The sequence below is a fragment of the Leclercia sp. J807 genome (assembly GCF_009734465.1).
GTDB lineage: Bacteria > Pseudomonadota > Gammaproteobacteria > Enterobacterales > Enterobacteriaceae > Enterobacter.
Map to the genome: position 1 here is coordinate 1,767,954 of NZ_CP046446.1, position 16,861 is coordinate 1,784,814.

At 55.2% G+C, this 16,861-nt stretch carries 15 protein-coding genes; 12 read left to right on the forward strand and 3 right to left on the reverse strand.

The window, feature by feature from the left end; all coding sequences use genetic code 11:
• Window positions 1-59: 59 nt before the first annotated feature.
• Both flgK and flgL read left to right on the forward strand, forming a co-directional pair.
• Complete coding sequence (gene flgK, locus GNG26_RS08275) at window positions 60-1,706, forward strand: flagellar hook-associated protein FlgK (protein ID WP_156238384.1); 1,647 nt, start codon at window positions 60-62, stop codon at window positions 1,704-1,706.
• A 14-nt stretch (window positions 1,707-1,720) separates the two neighbouring features.
• On the forward strand, window positions 1,721-2,674 hold the full coding sequence (gene flgL, locus GNG26_RS08280; RefSeq protein ID WP_156238385.1) for a flagellar hook-associated protein FlgL: 954 nt from the start codon (window positions 1,721-1,723) through the stop codon (window positions 2,672-2,674).
• A 79-nt stretch (window positions 2,675-2,753) separates the two neighbouring features.
• Here the strand turns inward: flgL and GNG26_RS08285 are convergent, their stop codons facing one another.
• Window positions 2,754-3,968: an MFS transporter gene (locus GNG26_RS08285; RefSeq protein ID WP_156238386.1), complete on the reverse strand. Its 1,215-nt coding sequence runs from the start codon at window positions 3,966-3,968 to the stop codon at window positions 2,754-2,756.
• A 109-nt stretch (window positions 3,969-4,077) separates the two neighbouring features.
• On the opposite strand from GNG26_RS08285, the gene GNG26_RS08290 reads away from it, so the two are divergent.
• Window positions 4,078-5,016, forward strand: coding sequence for a LysR family transcriptional regulator (locus GNG26_RS08290; RefSeq protein ID WP_156238387.1), 939 nt, complete (start codon window positions 4,078-4,080; stop codon window positions 5,014-5,016).
• A gap of 40 nt (window positions 5,017-5,056) precedes the next feature.
• Here the strand turns inward: GNG26_RS08290 and rne are convergent, their stop codons facing one another.
• Entirely contained in the window at window positions 5,057-8,272 is a 3,216-nt protein-coding gene (rne, locus tag GNG26_RS08295; RefSeq protein ID WP_156238388.1) for a ribonuclease E, read from the reverse strand.
• Between the two features lie 571 nt (window positions 8,273-8,843).
• On the opposite strand from rne, the gene rluC reads away from it, so the two are divergent.
• Window positions 8,844-9,791 carry a 23S rRNA pseudouridine(955/2504/2580) synthase RluC gene (gene rluC, locus GNG26_RS08300; protein WP_103823711.1) on the forward strand — a complete coding sequence of 316 codons (948 nt, stop codon included), beginning with the start codon at window positions 8,844-8,846 and terminating at the stop codon, window positions 9,789-9,791.
• A gap of 80 nt (window positions 9,792-9,871) precedes the next feature.
• On the opposite strand, the gene GNG26_RS08305 is transcribed toward rluC, so the two are convergent.
• Window positions 9,872-10,456, reverse strand: coding sequence for a nucleoside triphosphate pyrophosphatase (locus GNG26_RS08305; protein ID WP_103823712.1), 585 nt, complete (start codon window positions 10,454-10,456; stop codon window positions 9,872-9,874).
• Window positions 10,457-10,597: 141 nt separating this feature from the next.
• Between GNG26_RS08305 and yceD the strand changes: the two genes are divergently transcribed.
• The 8 genes from yceD to fabF all read left to right on the forward strand — a co-directional run bounded on the left by yceD (window position 10,598) and on the right by fabF (window position 16,800).
• On the forward strand, window positions 10,598-11,119 hold the full coding sequence (gene yceD / locus GNG26_RS08310; RefSeq protein WP_103179089.1) for a 23S rRNA accumulation protein YceD: 522 nt from the start codon (window positions 10,598-10,600) through the stop codon (window positions 11,117-11,119).
• 16 nt (window positions 11,120-11,135) lie between these two features.
• On the forward strand, window positions 11,136-11,309 hold the full coding sequence (gene rpmF / locus GNG26_RS08315) for a 50S ribosomal protein L32 (RefSeq protein WP_003857964.1): 174 nt from the start codon (window positions 11,136-11,138) through the stop codon (window positions 11,307-11,309).
• A gap of 79 nt (window positions 11,310-11,388) precedes the next feature.
• The gene (gene plsX / locus GNG26_RS08320) at window positions 11,389-12,423 is read left to right on the forward strand and encodes a phosphate acyltransferase PlsX (protein ID WP_231604303.1); all 1,035 of its coding nucleotides are present in this window, start codon (window positions 11,389-11,391) and stop codon (window positions 12,421-12,423) included.
• Window positions 12,424-12,429: 6 nt separating this feature from the next.
• Entirely contained in the window at window positions 12,430-13,383 is a 954-nt protein-coding gene (locus GNG26_RS08325) for a beta-ketoacyl-ACP synthase III (protein ID WP_156238390.1), read from the forward strand.
• Between the two features lie 15 nt (window positions 13,384-13,398).
• Entirely contained in the window at window positions 13,399-14,328 is a 930-nt protein-coding gene (fabD, locus tag GNG26_RS08330; protein ID WP_156238391.1) for an ACP S-malonyltransferase, read from the forward strand.
• Between the two features lie 13 nt (window positions 14,329-14,341).
• Window positions 14,342-15,076 carry a 3-oxoacyl-ACP reductase FabG gene (gene fabG / locus GNG26_RS08335; protein ID WP_156238392.1) on the forward strand — a complete coding sequence of 245 codons (735 nt, stop codon included), beginning with the start codon at window positions 14,342-14,344 and terminating at the stop codon, window positions 15,074-15,076.
• Window positions 15,077-15,230: 154 nt separating this feature from the next.
• The gene (gene acpP / locus GNG26_RS08340; protein WP_000103754.1) at window positions 15,231-15,467 is read left to right on the forward strand and encodes an acyl carrier protein; all 237 of its coding nucleotides are present in this window, start codon (window positions 15,231-15,233) and stop codon (window positions 15,465-15,467) included.
• 91 nt (window positions 15,468-15,558) lie between these two features.
• Window positions 15,559-16,800 carry a beta-ketoacyl-ACP synthase II gene (gene fabF, locus GNG26_RS08345; protein WP_103179094.1) on the forward strand — a complete coding sequence of 414 codons (1,242 nt, stop codon included), beginning with the start codon at window positions 15,559-15,561 and terminating at the stop codon, window positions 16,798-16,800.
• Window positions 16,801-16,861 lie beyond the last annotated feature (61 nt).

Sequence of the window (16,861 nt, forward strand, 5' to 3'; positions counted from 1 at the left end):
CTGGGGCCTGCCGATAATCTCCAGCAGGACTCATGTCTGAAAGTATAAAAGGAACCCCCATGTCCAGTTTGATCAACAGCGCCATGAGTGGCCTCAGTGCAGCCCAGGCTGCACTGAATACCGCCAGTAATAACATTTCAAGTTACAACGTGACGGGCTACACCCGTCAGACAACGGTGCTGAGCGCCTCAAACAGCACCCTGACAGGCGGCGGTTGGGTTGGCAACGGCGTGTATGTCTCCGGGGTACAGCGCGAATATGATGCATTCATTACCAACCAATTGCGCACCGCGCAGAACCAGAGCAGTGCCCTGACGACCCGCTACCAGCAGATGTCCAAAATTGACGACATTCTCTCTGGCAGCACCAACAGCCTGGCGACCACCCTGCAGGGCTTCTTTACCAGTCTGCAGACCCTGGTGAGCAACGCCGAAGATCCGGCGGCGCGCCAGACCGTACTGGGCAAGGCTGATGGTCTGGTGAACCAGTTCAAGGTGAACGATCAGTATCTGCGCGATCAGGATAAGCAGATCAACACCGCCATCGGTACCAGCGTTGATCAGATCAACAACTACGCTAAACAGATTGCCAACCTGAACGATCAGATTTCCCGTCTGACCGGCGTGGGTGCGGGCGCATCCCCAAACAATCTGCTCGACCAGCGCGACCAGCTGGTGAGCGAGCTGAACCAGATCGTGGGTGTTGAAGTCTCCGTTCAGGATAGCGGCACCTATAACGTCTCCTTTGGCAATGGCTACAACCTGGTTCAGGGCAGCACCGCTAATCAGCTGGCGGCCGTGAAGTCCAGCGCCGATCCATCCCGTACCACGGTGGCGTTTGTTGACGGCACCTCGGGCCCCGTTGAGATCCCGGAAAAACTGCTGACCAGCGGCTCTCTGGGCGGCATGTTGACCTTCCGTACCGAGGAGCTCGACGCGGCACGTAACACCCTTAACCAGCTGGCGCTCTCTTTCGCTAATGAGATGAATACCCAGCATGAAAAGGGCTTTGATCCTGAAGGTAACGCCGGCGGCAAATTGTTTGATATCGGTGCTCCCGCGGTACTGGGAAACACCAAAAATACCGGTTCGGCCTCGGTCACCGCGGCGATTAACGTGGCAGACAGCGCTAAAGTGCAGGCCACCGACTACAAGATGGAGTTTGATGGCGGCAGCTGGAAGATCACTCGTCTTTCCGATAAAACCACCGTCAACCCAACTGACGACGGCAACGGTAATTTATCTTTTGATGGCCTGACGGTGAACGTATCGGGTGCAGCGAATAACAAAGACAGCTTTATCGTTAAGCCTGTTGTCAATGCCATCGTCAATATGGATGTGGCGATTAGCGATGAGTCTAAACTGGCGCTGGCGTCTGACGCCACCGGCGGTGAAAGCGATAACCGCAACGGCCAGGCGCTGCTTAATCTGCAGAACAGCAAAGTGGTCGGCGGCAACAAGAGTTTTAACGATGCGTATGCCTCGTTGGTCAGCACAGTCGGCAGCAAAACCGCGACGCTGAAAACCAGCAGTACCACCCAGGCAAACGTGACGACGCAACTGAGCAACCAGCAGCAGTCGATCTCCGGGGTTAACCTCGATGAAGAGTATGGCAACCTCCAGCGCTACCAGCAGTACTACCTGGCCAATGCCCAGGTGCTGCAAACCGCCAGCACGCTCTTTGACGCGTTAATCAATATTCGCTAAGGCCGAGGTGAACGATGCGTATTAGCACCCAAATGATGTACCAGCAGAACATGCGTGGGATCACCGACTCCCAGAGCAAGTGGCTGAGCTACGGTGAGCAGATGTCCACCGGTAAACGTGTTAACCGTCCTTCTGACGATCCTATCGCTGCGTCTCAGGCAGTTGTGCTCTCGCAGGCGCAGGCGCAAAACAGTCAGTACACGCTTGCACGCTCTTTTGCGTCCCAGCGAGTCGGGCTGGAGGAGAGCGTTCTGGGCCAGGTGACCACTGCGCTGCAATCAGCACAGGATAAAATTGTTTATGCCGGAAACGGCTCCCTGAGTGATAACGACCGCAGTTCCATTGCAACCGATCTGCAGGGCATCCGCGACCAGCTGTTGAACCTGGCAAACAGTACTGATGGCAACGGGCGCTATATTTTTGCTGGTTATAAAACGGATGCTCCGGCATTCGATCAGGCAACCGGAAAGTATGACGGCGGCGACACGCCAATCCGACAGCAGGTCGATTCTGCGCGTAATATGCAGATCAGCCATACCGGCCAGGAAGTGTTTGAATCTTTCACCAGTAACGCCGCGCCAGAACCAGATGGCTCTGCCCCGGAAAAGAATCTGTTCAAGATCCTGGATAACGTGATTGCGGCTCTGAAAACGCCAGTCAGCGGCGATCAGGGCAAGACTGATCAACTGAATCTGGACATTGATAAAGCAAACCGCGGGTTGCGTAACTCCCTTGATAACGTGCTGACCGTGCGTGCTGACCTGGGCACCAAACTGACTGAACTGGATGCACTCAACACGCTGGGCAGTGACCGGGCCTTAGGCCAGACTCAGCAGATGAGCGATCTGGTTGATGTCGACTGGAACGCTGCGATTTCCTCCTACACTATGCAACAAGCGGCGCTTCAGGCATCTTATAAAGCATTCAGCGATATGCAGGGTATGTCTCTGTTCCAACTGAATAAATAACTGACTTGACCTTTAGAACATGGCTTGAAACTGGTTATGTTCTGTATGCCCAATCCGTTTTGCGGATTGGGCTTTTTTTTCAGAAATTTTGCAGGGCCGATGAGCGGGTGCGGACGTTTTCAGTCATACGGATAACCAGCGCCACGCCTGCTGTAATGGTCGCCAGCGCAATCACGCCCGGCCAACCGGCCATGGTATAGAGCTGACTGCCCAATGCGGAACCTAACGCCATCCCGATAAACACACCGGTAAAGAGCAGAGCGTTCAGACGGCCACGGGCCTGGGGCTCAAGGCTGTAAACCAGGTTCTGGTGGGCCACCAGGCTCGACTGCAGACCGAGATCAAAACCTACCGCGGCAACGGCAATCAGGATCAGCTGGCCCTGTACACCTAATGCCGGCATGAAAAACATCAGGGCGAAGGAGACGGTTACCAGCGCGGCACCCAGCTGAGTGACTTTACCGGCGCCCAGTTTATCCGCCAGACCGCCTGCGAGTGGCGCGGCCAGAGCGCCTGCGGCACCGGCAATGCCATACCCACCGGCAACGGCGCTGCCAAGCCCGTAGTGTTCCATCAGCATCACCGCCAGAGTAGACCAGAAGGCGCTAAAGGCGATGGAGAGAAAACCTTGTGCCAGGGCGGCGCGGCGCAGAGCGGGGTAGCGACGCCACAGATGTGCCATGGAACGCATCAGCTGCGGATAACGCAGGTTCGACGGCACCGCGAAGCGGGGCAGAATAAACCACATCACGGCGGCGAGGATCGCAATACTGCCCGCCGCAAGTTGGTACATCACTCGCCAGCCAAAGGCTTCACCTACCACGCCGCTCACCGTACGGGAGAGCAGGATCCCCAGTAACAGACCGGTCATCACAGTACCGACGGTTTTCCCCTGTTTGCCCTCCGGGGCGAGGATCGCCGCAGCCGGAACAATGTCCTGCGCCATGGTGGCGGTCATCCCAATCAGCAGGCTGACCAGCAGCAGGGAGTGGATCTGAGCCGTCAGGCTACAGGCCAAAAGCAGTAATGCCAGCGCAATGCTTTTCACCACAATCAGGGTGCGGCGATCATAGCGATCGCCAAGCGGCAGCAGGAAGAGGATCCCGAGCGCATAGCCCGCCTGCGTCAGAGTGGGCACCATCCCCATCCCTTCAATACTGAGATGCAAATCAGCGCCCATCAGCGGCAGTAGCGGCTGAGCATAATAGATGGCGGCGACGCTAAAGCCCGCGCCGATGGCAAGGATGAAAATTACCCAACGGCTGACGGCTGGGCTCAGGGTACTGGAGTTCATATGCAGTTCCTCATTTCGGGTGTGTCACTATTCTTTATCACCCCGCCTTGCGGTGGTAGCGGGCCCGGTGATAAAACACTTATACGTGTAACGTATAACCGGATTAAAAATGAAACGTTCAGAACGTATAGACCGCGTAGAGCTGATGCGTACTTTTGTGCGTATCGTGGAGACGGGCTCTCTTTCTGCTGCCGCGGTGCAGATGGCGACCAGCCAGGCCACCGTCAGCCGTCGGCTGCAATCGCTGGAGACGCTATTGGGCGTGCGCCTGATCCTGCGAACGACACACGCCATGAAGCTGACGGATGACGGTGAACGCTGCTATCAACATGCCCGGCGGGTCATTGACAGCTGGTACGCGCTGGAGGATGAAGTCGGGCAAACAGAAGATGAGCCGGTCGGTGTGCTTCGCGTGCGTGCGCCGCATGCCTTTGGACAGGAGCAGTTGCTGGAGCCATTAACGGCGTTTCTGCTGCGCTATCCACGACTCAATGTGGAGTGGATGCTCAATGACCGCTCGGCTGATTTTTTAAGTGACAATATCGACTGCGCTATCCGGGTCGGGGCGGAGATCGACCCGGCCACGGTGTCGGTATTGCTGGCCGAGGTACCGCGCAGCATTGTGGCCTCACCCGAGCTGCTGGCACGGTTTGCGCCAGTAGAAAAACCGGAAGATCTCTCCGCGCTGCCCTGGGTGGCGCTCAATACTTTTTATCGTCAGCATGTTGAACTGTTCAGCGCGGAAGCCGCACAACCACTGCGGGTGGCTATCTCCCCGCGCTTAAGTACCGACAGCCTCTACGTGGCGCGTAAAAGCGCGCTCACCGGGCTGGGCGTTGCCGTGGTCTCAAGCTGGACTGTCGAAGCGGATATCCGTGAGGGCAGGCTGATTCATCTGGTGCCTGACTGGCAGCCCGCCGCGTTGCCGGTTCATCTTGTCTACCCGTGGTCTCGCTACTATCCGGCGCGATTGCGTCGTTTTCTGGAGATGATGAGAGAGGTGATGCCTGAAATCGCGGGGATGCGCAGGCCAGAGCAGAAGCAATAAAAAAGCCGACCCGAAGGTCGGCTTTTGCGCTTAAGCAGGCTTATTCAGCCGGCTGTGGACGCGTGGCTGGCGCCGTGGCGTGATGGGTGGCACTGTGACCACCTGCAGAGCCTTTACCGTCAAATTCAAATGCCGGACGTACCCAGTCACTCTGGCGCGGCGCTTCCGGAACATATTCCGGTGCCGGTGCACGGGTCATTGGGGCCGTCGCGTGATGGGCTTCAGCATGAACCTGAGCGGCTGGTGCTGGCTTCACTGCAGGAACCGGCTTCACTTCTGGCTCGTCAACGTGAGCGACATCAGTGACTTCAGGTTCCACTTCAGCTGCCTCAACCGGTTCAACATCGATTTCAATCTCAGGTTGAACTTCCGTTTCTACTTCAACTTCCACGACCGGCTGCGGCTCGACGGCTGCTTCGGTGGTTTCAGCCGATTCAACGGCAGCGGCTTCTTCGACAGCAGGTTCAGCTACGGCAGCATCTTCTGCAATCTGCTTCGCGACGACCGCATCGTCAGGAGTGACGATCTGTGGTTGTTCTGTCACAGGCGCAGCAATCACTTCCGGATGTGAAGTTTCGATTTCAACGACCTGCGGCTCTGGGATCACAACGGCAGCAGCGTCAGCGATCGCTTCAACCGCGACTGGCGTAACAGGGGTTGCAGTTTCCTGAGCGACGTTCTGCTCTTCAAACTGTGGCTCCTGAGGGCGAGCTACCGGATAACGGATCCAGGCTTTACCGGATGCCATTTCTGGTGAGGCACAGGCAATAGCCAGCGGCATTGGCGACTGCAGCGGATAACGCTCGTCACGATAACGACGGCGACGCTGACCACTCACGCGCAGGTGACGCGGAGAGCGACGTGAACGGCGCGGCATGCCGGCGTTTTCACGGCCTTCAGCATTTTCTTCCTGCTCTGGTGCGTTTTCAATCACCGCAGGCAGATCAACTTTAGCCAGCTCGGTACGCTGTGCCGGTTCGGCCTGTGGCGCGATCGCTTCAACCGCTGCGTCTTCAGCCTGAGACTGGAAACGCACTTTCTGGCTCATCTGACGCTGCTTACGGCGCGGCATCACCTGAACGCGTTCTTCCTGTTCAGTATCCTGAGCGGTCTCTTCGTCGCGATTCAGCGCTTTAACTTCCTGCTGAGCCTGACGCTTGTCATCGTTACGACGACGGTTACGTTCGCGGCGCGGCTGCTGCTCATCACGCTGTCTGCCTTTGTCAGACTCTTCGCTGACCGGCTGGCGAATTTCACGCTCTTCCGCGTTCTGCTGCGGCTTTTCGCGGCGGTTGCGACGGTTTTCGTCACGACCTTCACGGCGCTCGCGACCTTCGCGGTTATCACGATTGTCACGGCTTTCGCTGCCTTCACGGCCTTCGTTGCTCTCTGAACGGTTATCGCGGCGCTCATTGCGGTCACGACGGTTGTTCTGGCGTTTACGACGATCCGGTGAACGCTCCTGTTTCTCTTCTTTCTTCTCAACCGGTGCCGGGGCAGGCTGCGGCTCTTCACCCGCAAACATCTTCTTCAGCGCACTGAGGAAGCGGCTCAGCAGACCAGGCTGTTCAGCCGGTTGGCTCACTTCTGCCGCCGGTTTGGTTGCAGGTTTAGCCGCCACGGTCTCCTGCGCTGGCGCAGGCGGTGCTTCTGGCATCACAAACGCTGCCAGTGCAGGCTGTTCAGGCAATTTACGCTCTGAGTACTCTTCCTCGGACGGCAGTGCCATCGCCTCTTCATGCAGCTTAGGCAGCATGTAGCTCAGGGTAGAGGTCTCTTCGCCTTTGCGCACGCGCAGCACGGAGTAGTGCGGAGTCTGCATCTGATCGTTAGGCACGATCACGCAGCGTACGCCACCCAGACGGGCTTCGATCGCACTTACCGCGGCACGTTTTTCGTTCAGCAGGTAGGAGGCAATCGGTACAGGCACAATGGCGTGAACTTCTTTGGTGTTCTCTTTCAGCGCTTCTTCTTCGATAAGACGCAGGATAGAGAGGGACAGCGATTCGTTGTCACGCACGGTGCCGGTACCGCTACAGCGTGGGCAGACGTGGTGGCTGGATTCACCCAGTGACGGGCTCAGACGCTGGCGGGACATCTCCAGCAGGCCAAAACGGGAGATATGGCTGATCTGGATACGCGCACGATCCTGACGCACCGCTTCACGCAGACGGTTTTCCACCGCGCGCTGGTGACGTACCGGCGTCATGTCGATGAAGTCGATAACGATCAGGCCGCCCAGGTCACGCAGACGCAGCTGGCGGGCAATCTCATCGGCCGCTTCCAGGTTGGTGTTGAATGCCGTCTCTTCGATATCGCCACCGCGGGTTGCACGGGCGGAGTTGATGTCGATGGCGGTCAGCGCCTCGGTGCTGTCGATAACGATAGAACCACCGGATGGCAGACGGACTTCACGCTGGAAGGCGGATTCAATCTGCGATTCAATCTGGTAGTGGCTGAACAGCGGGATCTCACCGGTGTACAGTTTGATTTTGCTGGTGAAATCGGGACGACCCAGTGCGGCAATGTGCTGGCGAGCCAGCTCAAGCACTTTCGGGTTATCAATCAGAATTTCGCCAATGTCCTGACGCAGATAGTCGCGGAAGGCACGCACGATAACGTTGCTTTCCTGGTGGATCAGGAACGGAGCAGGGCGGCTTTCAGCGGCTTTCTGAATCGCTTCCCAGTGCTTCAGACGGAAGCCCAGGTCCCACTGCAGCGCTTCGGCAGATTTGCCCACGCCTGCGGTACGAACAATCAGACCCATACCGTCTGGTAGTTCCAGGCTTGCCAGCGCCTCTTTCAGCTCGGTACGGTCATCCCCTTCGATACGGCGAGAGATACCCCCCGCGCGCGGGTTGTTTGGCATCAGTACGAGGTAGCTGCCTGCCAGGCTGATAAAGGTAGTCAGTGCAGCGCCTTTGTTGCCACGCTCTTCTTTATCAATCTGGACAATAACTTCCTGACCTTCACGCAGAACATCTTTGATGTTAGGACGGCCATGGGCATTATAGTTGGAAGGGAAGTACTCGCGAGCGATCTCTTTCAGCGGGAGGAAACCATGACGCTCGGCACCGTAATCGACAAATGCGGCCTCAAGGCTGGGTTCAATGCGGGTGATTTTGCCTTTGTAAATGTTCGCTTTTTTCTGTTCGTGTCCAGGACTTTCGATATCCAGATCGTACAGACGCTGCCCATCCACAAGGGCGACACGCAACTCTTCTTGCTGAGTTGCGTTGATTAACATTCTTTTCATCGTAACTTACTCATTATTCTTACATTGACGACTAAGCTGCGGGCAAGGTGACGCTTTCCGGGGTATGAACCGATGGCCTCGTGTCTATTCACGTCGCCAACCTCACGGTTGTCGCTCGCTTAAGAGGCGCAAAGTGTCGGTTGCCTGTATTTCATACGGAAATACAGCGCGATTATCAGGGGAATAGCCTGGGTAAAACTCTCCAGAGAAGATTCCATTTACCGGTAAGTACTGCAACCCGCAGCCCGCTAACTGTCTGAAAGATCAATACGTCTTACGCCATTGCTGCGTGGATGATCGGTCAGACAAAATTGGTCATTCCGTCGATATCCTTGCTTAACCAGGATTTAACACGGAAAACTGCAGCATTATTCCATTGCTAACCGGGTTATAGCAAGATGACTTTTGCCAATTATCACCCGGTTACTCACAGTTTTTTCACTTCTCTCATAGGATTGGTTTAATAACCACCAAATCGATTGCGTGAACGAAACAGTAACCGGGTAAAACTAAATATAAGCATAGAAAAATGAGTGGCGCTAATGGCTGCCGATAATTAGAATCGCCCCCCATGAAAACAGAGACTCCAGCCGTAAAAATGGTTGCCATTACCGATGATGAAGCGGGGCAACGCATCGACAACTTTTTGCGCACCCAACTGAAGGGTGTGCCAAAGAGCATGATTTATCGCATCTTGCGTAAGGGTGAGGTGCGTGTGAATAAGAAGCGCATTAAACCCGAGTACAAACTGGAAGCGGGTGATGAAGTGCGCATCCCGCCCGTACGTGTCGCCGAGCGGGAAGAGGAGGCGGTATCGCCGCATCTGAATAAAGTCGCCGCGCTGACGGATGTGATCTTATATGAAGACGATCATATCCTGGTACTCAACAAACCTTCCGGTACAGCCGTACACGGCGGCAGCGGGTTGAGCTTCGGCGTGATCGAAGGTCTGCGCGCGCTGCGCCCGGAAGCACGCTTCCTGGAGCTGGTTCATCGTCTTGACCGCGACACCTCTGGCGTACTGCTGGTGGCGAAAAAGCGTTCGGCGCTGCGTTCGCTGCATGAACAGCTGCGTGAGAAGGGGATGCAGAAGGATTACCTCGCGCTGGTGCGCGGCCAGTGGCAGTCCCATGTCAAAGTGGTCCAGGCGCCGCTGCTGAAAAATATTCTGCAAAGCGGTGAGCGTATCGTTCGCGTGAGTCAGGAAGGCAAACCGTCTGAAACGCGCTTCAAGGTGGAAGAGCGTTATGAATTCGCTACCCTGGTGCGCTGCAGCCCGGTGACCGGTCGTACTCACCAGATCCGTGTTCACACCCTGCATGCAGGTCATCCCATCGCCTTCGACGATCGCTATGGCGACCGTGAGTTTGATAAGCAGCTGGCGGGTACGGGCTTGTCTCGTCTGTTCCTGCATGCCGCCGCGCTGAAGTTTACCCATCCGGGTACTGGCGAGGTGATGCGTATCGAAGCGCCTATGGATGAGCAGCTGAAACGCTGTCTTAAAGTTCTGCGCGGTTAATTGCCGGGTGGCGCTGCGCTTACCCGGCTTACAAAACCGTAGGCCCGTGCAAGCGTAGCGCCGCCGGGCGAAGCAGAGGGCTACGCCATTAACGGGTTGTAATGTTCCCGGCGCAGCATCTGGCACAGCGCAATCAGCGGTAATCCCACCAGGGTGTTCGGGTCGCGCCCGTCCAGCCTGTCAAACAACGCAATCCCCAGCCCTTCGCTCTTAAAGCTGCCCGCGCAGTTTAACGGACGCTCTTTACGGACGTAGTCATCAATCTCTTGTTCGCTGAGATGGCGGAAGTGAACGTCAAAGGGCTCGCATTCCGTCTGCAAATGGCCCGTTGAGCTGTTATAGAGAGCCAGGCCGGTATAGAACGTGACGATATTACCGCGGGCTTTCAACAGCTGCTGACGCGCATTCTCTTCGGTATGCGGTTTACCGGTGATAGCACCATCCAGGACGCAAACCTGATCGGAACCTATAATAAGATGGTCAGGAAATTGCGCTGCCAGGCTTTTTGCTTTTTCCTGCGCCAGACGTACCACCAGATGCCGTGGCGATTCACCGGGTTGTGGGCTTTCATCCACATTCGGTGCGGCACATTCAAAGGGTACGCCAAGCTTTTCCAGCAACACGCGGCGGTAGGGTGAAGTCGAGGCGAGAATAAGATTTGGCATATTTTTTTCACCAGATATAGCGTATCGATGCCAGCCATTTTAAACTACAGGCCGCAATGTGTGCGAATAATTGGCAAAAGGCAGCCTGAGGTTGCCTTTTTCTTTGACTCTATGACGTTACAAAGTTAATATGCGCGCCCTATGCAAAAGGTAAAATTACCCCTGACTCTTGATCCGGTTCGTACGGCTCAAAAACGCCTCGATTACGAAGGTATTTATACCCGTGACCAGGCTGAACGTATTGCCGAATCCGTAGTCAGTGTGGACAGTGATGTGGAATGCTCCATGTCGTTCGCGATCGATAACCAGCGCCTCGCCGTATTAACCGGTGATGCAAAGGTTTCGGTTACGCTCGAGTGTCAGCGTTGCGGGAAACCGTTCCCACTTCATGTTCACACAACATATTGTTTCAGTCCGGTTCGTTCAGACGAACAGGCTGAAGCACTCCCGGAAGCGTATGAGCCGATTGAGGTTAACGAATTCGGTGAAATCGATCTGCTGGCGTTAGTTGAAGATGAAATCATCCTCGCTCTGCCAGTGGTTCCGGTGCATGATTCTGAACACTGTGAAGTGTCCGAGGCGGACATGGTCTTTGGGGAACTGCCTGATGAAGCGCAAAAACCAAACCCATTTGCCGTATTAGCCAGCTTAAAGCGTAAGTAATTAAGGAGTAAGGTCCATGGCCGTACAACAGAATAAACCAACCCGTTCCAAACGTGGCATGCGTCGTTCCCATGACGCACTGACTGCAGTTACCAGCCTGTCTGTAGACAAGACTTCTGGTGAAAAACACCTGCGTCACCACATCACTGCTGACGGTTTCTACCGCGGCCGCAAGGTTATCACTAAGTAATCACGCGTTTGCGTGATTAGGCTTAGTGAGGGTTTCCCCGTGCAAACGGGGATATACCGAACCAGGCTGCGACGATACCTTGACACGTCTAACCCTGGCGTTAGATGTCATGGGGGGCGATTTTGGCCCTTCCGTGACAGTGCCTGCAGCATTGCAGGCACTGAACTCTAATTCGCAACTCGCTCTCCTTTTAGTCGGTAATCCCGACGCTATCACGCCATTACTCGCAAAAGCTGACTTCGAACAACGTTCACGTCTGCAGATTATTCCTGCCCAGTCAGCTATTGCCAGTGATGTCCGGGCCTCACAGGCGATCCGCAGCAGCCGCGGAAGTTCAATGCGCATCGCGCTTGAGCTGGTTAAAGAGGGCCGCGCACAAGCCTGCGTCAGCGCCGGCAATACCGGCGCGCTGATGGGGCTGGCAAAATTACTGCTCAAACCGCTTGAAGGTATTGAGCGCCCGGCGCTGGTAACGGTACTGCCGCACCAGCAAAAGGGCAAAACGGTGGTGCTGGATTTAGGCGCCAACGTCGATTGCGACAGTGTGATGTTGGCGCAGTTTGCCGTTATGGGCTCGGTGCTGGCAGAGGAAGCGGTAGGGATTTCTCATCCCCGCGTTGCTTTGCTGAATATTGGCGAGGAAGAGACCAAAGGCCTCGACAGCATCCGTGAAGCGTCCGAGCGGCTAAAAAATGAGCCATCCATCAACTATATTGGATATCTTGAAGCCAACGAATTATTGACCGGAAAAACGGATGTACTGGTGTGTGACGGGTTTACAGGAAACGTTACATTAAAAACCATGGAAGGGGTGGTGAGAATGTTTCTTTCTCTGCTTAAATCGCAGGGAGAGGGGAAAAAACGGTCATGGTGGCTGATTTTATTAAAGCGTTGGTTACAAAAGAGCCTGGCGCGGCGATTCAGTCACCTCAACCCCGACCAGTATAATGGCGCCTGTCTGTTAGGATTGCGCGGCATTGTGATTAAGAGTCACGGTGCGGCCAATCAGCGAGCGTTTGCCGTCGCGATTGAACAGGCAGTGCAGGCGGTGCAGCGACAAGTCCCACAGCGGATTGCCGCTCGCCTGGGATCTGTATTAGCAAAAAGTGACTGAGCGTACATGTATACGAAGATTTTAGGTACCGGCAGCTATCTGCCAAAGCAAGTGCGAACCAATGCCGATCTGGAAAAAATGGTAGACACGTCTGACGAGTGGATCGTCACACGTACAGGTATCCGCGAACGTCGTATTGCCGCGCCAGATGAAACAGTTTCCACCATGGGCTATGAAGCCGCCCAGCGCGCGCTGGAAATGGCGGGTGTCGATAAAGATGACATCGGTCTGATTATTGTTGCGACCACTTCCGCCACGCATGCCTTCCCAAGCGCTGCGTGCCAGGTGCAGAACATGCTGGGCATCAAAGGCTGCCCGGCGTTTGACGTTGCCGCTGCCTGCGCAGGCTTTACCTATGCGCTGAGCATTGCCGATCAATATGTGAAATCCGGCGCAGTGAAATATGCGCTGGTCATCGGCGCGGACGTTCTGGCTCGCACCTGCGATCCAAACGATCGCGGGACGATCATTATTTTTGGTGATGGTGCAGGGGCTGTCCTGTTAGGACAATCTGAAGAGCCAGGCATCATCTCAACGCATTTGCATGCGGACGGTAGCTACGGCGAACTGTTGACGTTGCCAAACGCCGATCGTGTTAACCCGGACAATGCCATCTACCTGACTATGGCGGGTAACGAAGTCTTCAAAGTGGCGGTAACAGAGCTGGCGCACATCGTTGACGAGACGCTGGAAGCGAATAATCTGGAGCGTTCTGCTCTCGACTGGCTGGTGCCGCATCAGGCGAACCTGCGCATTATCAGCGCCACGGCGAAGAAACTTGGCATGTCTATGGATAACGTTGTGGTGACGTTAGATCGTCATGGCAATACGTCTGCAGCATCAGTACCGTGCGCGTTTGACGAAGCGGTGCGCGATGGACGAATTCAACGAGGCCAACTGGTCTTGCTCGAAGCCTTCGGTGGCGGTTTCACCTGGGGTTCTGCGCTGGTTCGTTTCTAGTATAAGGATAAAAAAATGACGCAATTTGCTTTTGTGTTCCCCGGTCAGGGTTCTCAGGCCGTTGGAATGTTGTCCGGCTTAGCGGAGCAGTATCCGGTCATCGAACAGACCTTCCGTGAAGCATCGGATGCCCTGGGCTACGATCTTTGGGCGCTGACCCAGCAGGGGCCAGCCGAAGAGCTGAATAAAACCTGGCAGACCCAGCCTGCACTGCTGACCGCATCGGTTGCACTGTGGCGCGTATGGCAGCAGCAGGGCGGTAAAACGCCAGCGCTGTTAGCTGGTCACAGCCTGGGTGAGTATTCTGCGCTGGTTTGTGCGGGTGTGATTGCGTTTGCGGATGCTGTGCGTCTGGTTGAGATGCGCGGCAAATTTATGCAAGAAGCGGTGCCGGAAGGCACGGGCGGCATGTCAGCCATTATTGGTCTGGATGATGCTTCTATCGCGAAAGCGTGTGAAGAATCCGCAGAAGGCCAGGTCGTTTCACCGGTGAACTTCAACTCTCCGGGCCAGGTGGTTATCGCCGGCCATAAAGAGGCGGTTGAGCGTGCAGGCGCAGCCTGTAAAGCCGCGGGCGCCAAACGTGCGCTGCCGCTGCCGGTGAGCGTACCGTCCCACTGCGCGCTGATGAAGCCTGCTGCAGACAAGCTGGCCGTTGAGCTGGAAAAAATCACCTTCAGCGCACCGACCATTCCGGTGGTCAATAACGTTGATGTGCAATGTGAAACCGCGCCTGAGGCCATCCGCCACGCGCTGGTTCGCCAGCTCTACAGCCCGGTTCAGTGGACGAAAACCGTTGAATTTATGGCAGCGCAGGGCGTAGAGCACCTGTATGAAGTGGGCCCGGGTAAGGTCCTCACCGGTCTGACTAAACGTATTGTTGATACCCTGACCGCATCGGCGATTAACGAGCCTGAAGCACTGTCAGCGGCACTTGCGCAGTAAGAAGAGGAATACCATGAGTTTTGAAGGAAAAATCGCACTGGTCACCGGCGCAAGCCGTGGTATTGGTCGTGCTATCGCTGAAACCCTCGTCGCGCGTGGCGCGACAGTGATCGGCACCGCTACCAGCGAAAATGGCGCGCAGGCTATTAGTGACTATCTGGGTGCGAGCGGTAAAGGTCTGATGTTGAATGTGACCGATCCGGCATCTATCGAATCTGTTCTGGGAAATATTCGCGCAGAATTTGGCGAAGTGGATATTCTGGTCAATAATGCCGGAATCACTCGCGACAACTTACTGATGCGAATGAAAGATGATGAGTGGAACGATATTATCGAAACCAATCTGTCATCTGTGTTCCGTCTGTCAAAAGCGGTAATGCGAGCTATGATGAAGAAGCGTCATGGGCGTATTATCACTGTCGGTTCTGTGGTTGGTACCATGGGAAATGCTGGTCAGGCAAACTACGCTGCGGCGAAAGCAGGCCTGATCGGTTTCAGTAAGTCGCTGGCGCGCGAAGTTGCGTCCCGCGGAATTACTGTAAACGTTGTTGCTCCGGGCTTTATTGAAACGGACATGACGCGTGCGCTGACCGATGAGCAGCGTGCGGGTACGCTGGCGGCAGTTCCAGCGGGTCGTTTAGGCGACCCTAAAGAAATCGCCAGCGCGGTTGCATTTTTAGCTTCTGACGAAGCGAGTTACATCACTGGTGAGACTCTCCACGTCAACGGCGGAATGTACATGGTTTAACCACGATAGAAAATATTTGCGTTATGAGGGGGAATGGCCTCAAAATAACGTAAAATCGTGGTAAGACCTGCCGGGATTTAGTTGCAAATTTTTCAACATTTTATACACTACGAAAACCATCGCGAAAGCGAGTTTTGATAGGAAATTTAAGAGTATGAGCACTATCGAAGAACGCGTTAAGAAAATTATCGGCGAACAGCTGGGCGTTAAGCAGGAAGAAGTGACCAACAATGCTTCTTTCGTTGAAGACCTGGGCGCAGATTCTCTTGACACCGTTGAGCTGGTAATGGCTCTGGAAGAAGAGTTTGATACTGAGATTCCGGACGAAGAAGCTGAGAAAATCACCACCGTTCAGGCTGCCATTGATTACATCAACGGTCACCAGGCGTAAGTGAACATCTCCAGGCGGTCATTCGACCGCCTGAGTTTTTTCTTTTGTAGTCCCTCGTTTTTCTTTTTTTATCCCTCCCTGGAGGACAAGCGTGTCTAAGCGTCGTGTAGTTGTGACCGGACTTGGCATGTTATCTCCTGTCGGCAATACCGTAGAGTCCACCTGGAAAGCTCTCCTTGCCGGTCAGAGTGGCATTAGCCTAATCGACCATTTCGATACTAGCGCCTATGCAACGAAATTTGCTGGCTTAGTAAAGGATTTTAACTGTGAAGAGATCATCTCGCGCAAAGAACAGCGCAAGATGGATGCCTTCATTCAATATGGAATTGTCGCTGGCGTTCAGGCCATGCAGGATTCTGGCCTTGAAATTACGGAAGAGAACGCAACCCGTATTGGCGCCGCTATTGGCTCCGGGATTGGTGGCCTTGGCTTAATCGAGGAAAACCATAGCTCTTTAGTTAATGGTGGCCCACGTAAGATTAGCCCGTTCTTCGTTCCGTCAACGATTGTTAACATGGTGGCAGGTCACCTGACCATCATGTATGGCCTGCGCGGTCCAAGCATTTCGATTGCTACTGCCTGTACATCTGGTGTGCACAACATCGGCCAAGCGGCGCGTATGATTGCTTATGGCGATGCTGACGCGATGGTCGCTGGTGGGGCAGAAAAAGCCAGCACCCCATTGGGTGTGGGCGGTTTCGGTGCAGCCCGCGCGCTGTCTACCCGCAACGATAATCCTCAGGCGGCGAGCCGTCCGTGGGATAAAGACCGTGATGGTTTTGTGCTGGGTGACGGTGCCGGTATGGTCGTGCTGGAAGAGTACGAGCATGCGAAGAAACGCGGCGCGAAAATTTATGCAGAAGTCGTCGGCTTCGGCATGAGCAGCGATGCCTATCACATGACCTCTCCGCCAGAGAATGGCGCAGGTGCTGCGCTGGCCATGGTTAACGCTATCCGTGATGCGGGTATCGAGCCGGGTCAGATTGGCTATGTGAATGCGCACGGTACTTCTACCCCTGCGGGCGATATCGCTGAAGCGCAGGCCGTTAAGTCTGTGTTTGGCGATGCAGCCCGCCGCGTCATGGTCAGCTCCACCAAATCCATGACCGGTCACCTGCTGGGTGCGGCGGGTGCAGTAGAGTCTATCTACTCCATCCTTGCGCTGCGCGATCAGGCTGTTCCGCCAACCATCAACCTGGATAATCCGGATGAAGGTTGCGATCTGGACTTCGTTCCGCACGAAGCGCGCCAGGTCAGCGGTATGGAGTACACCCTGTGTAACTCCTTCGGCTTTGGCGGCACCAACGGCTCTCTGATCTTTAAAAAGGTCTGATGCTAACCTGTCGTTAGTGCAGTAAAAAAAGGTCCGCTTGTCGGGCCTTTTTTATTCGGCT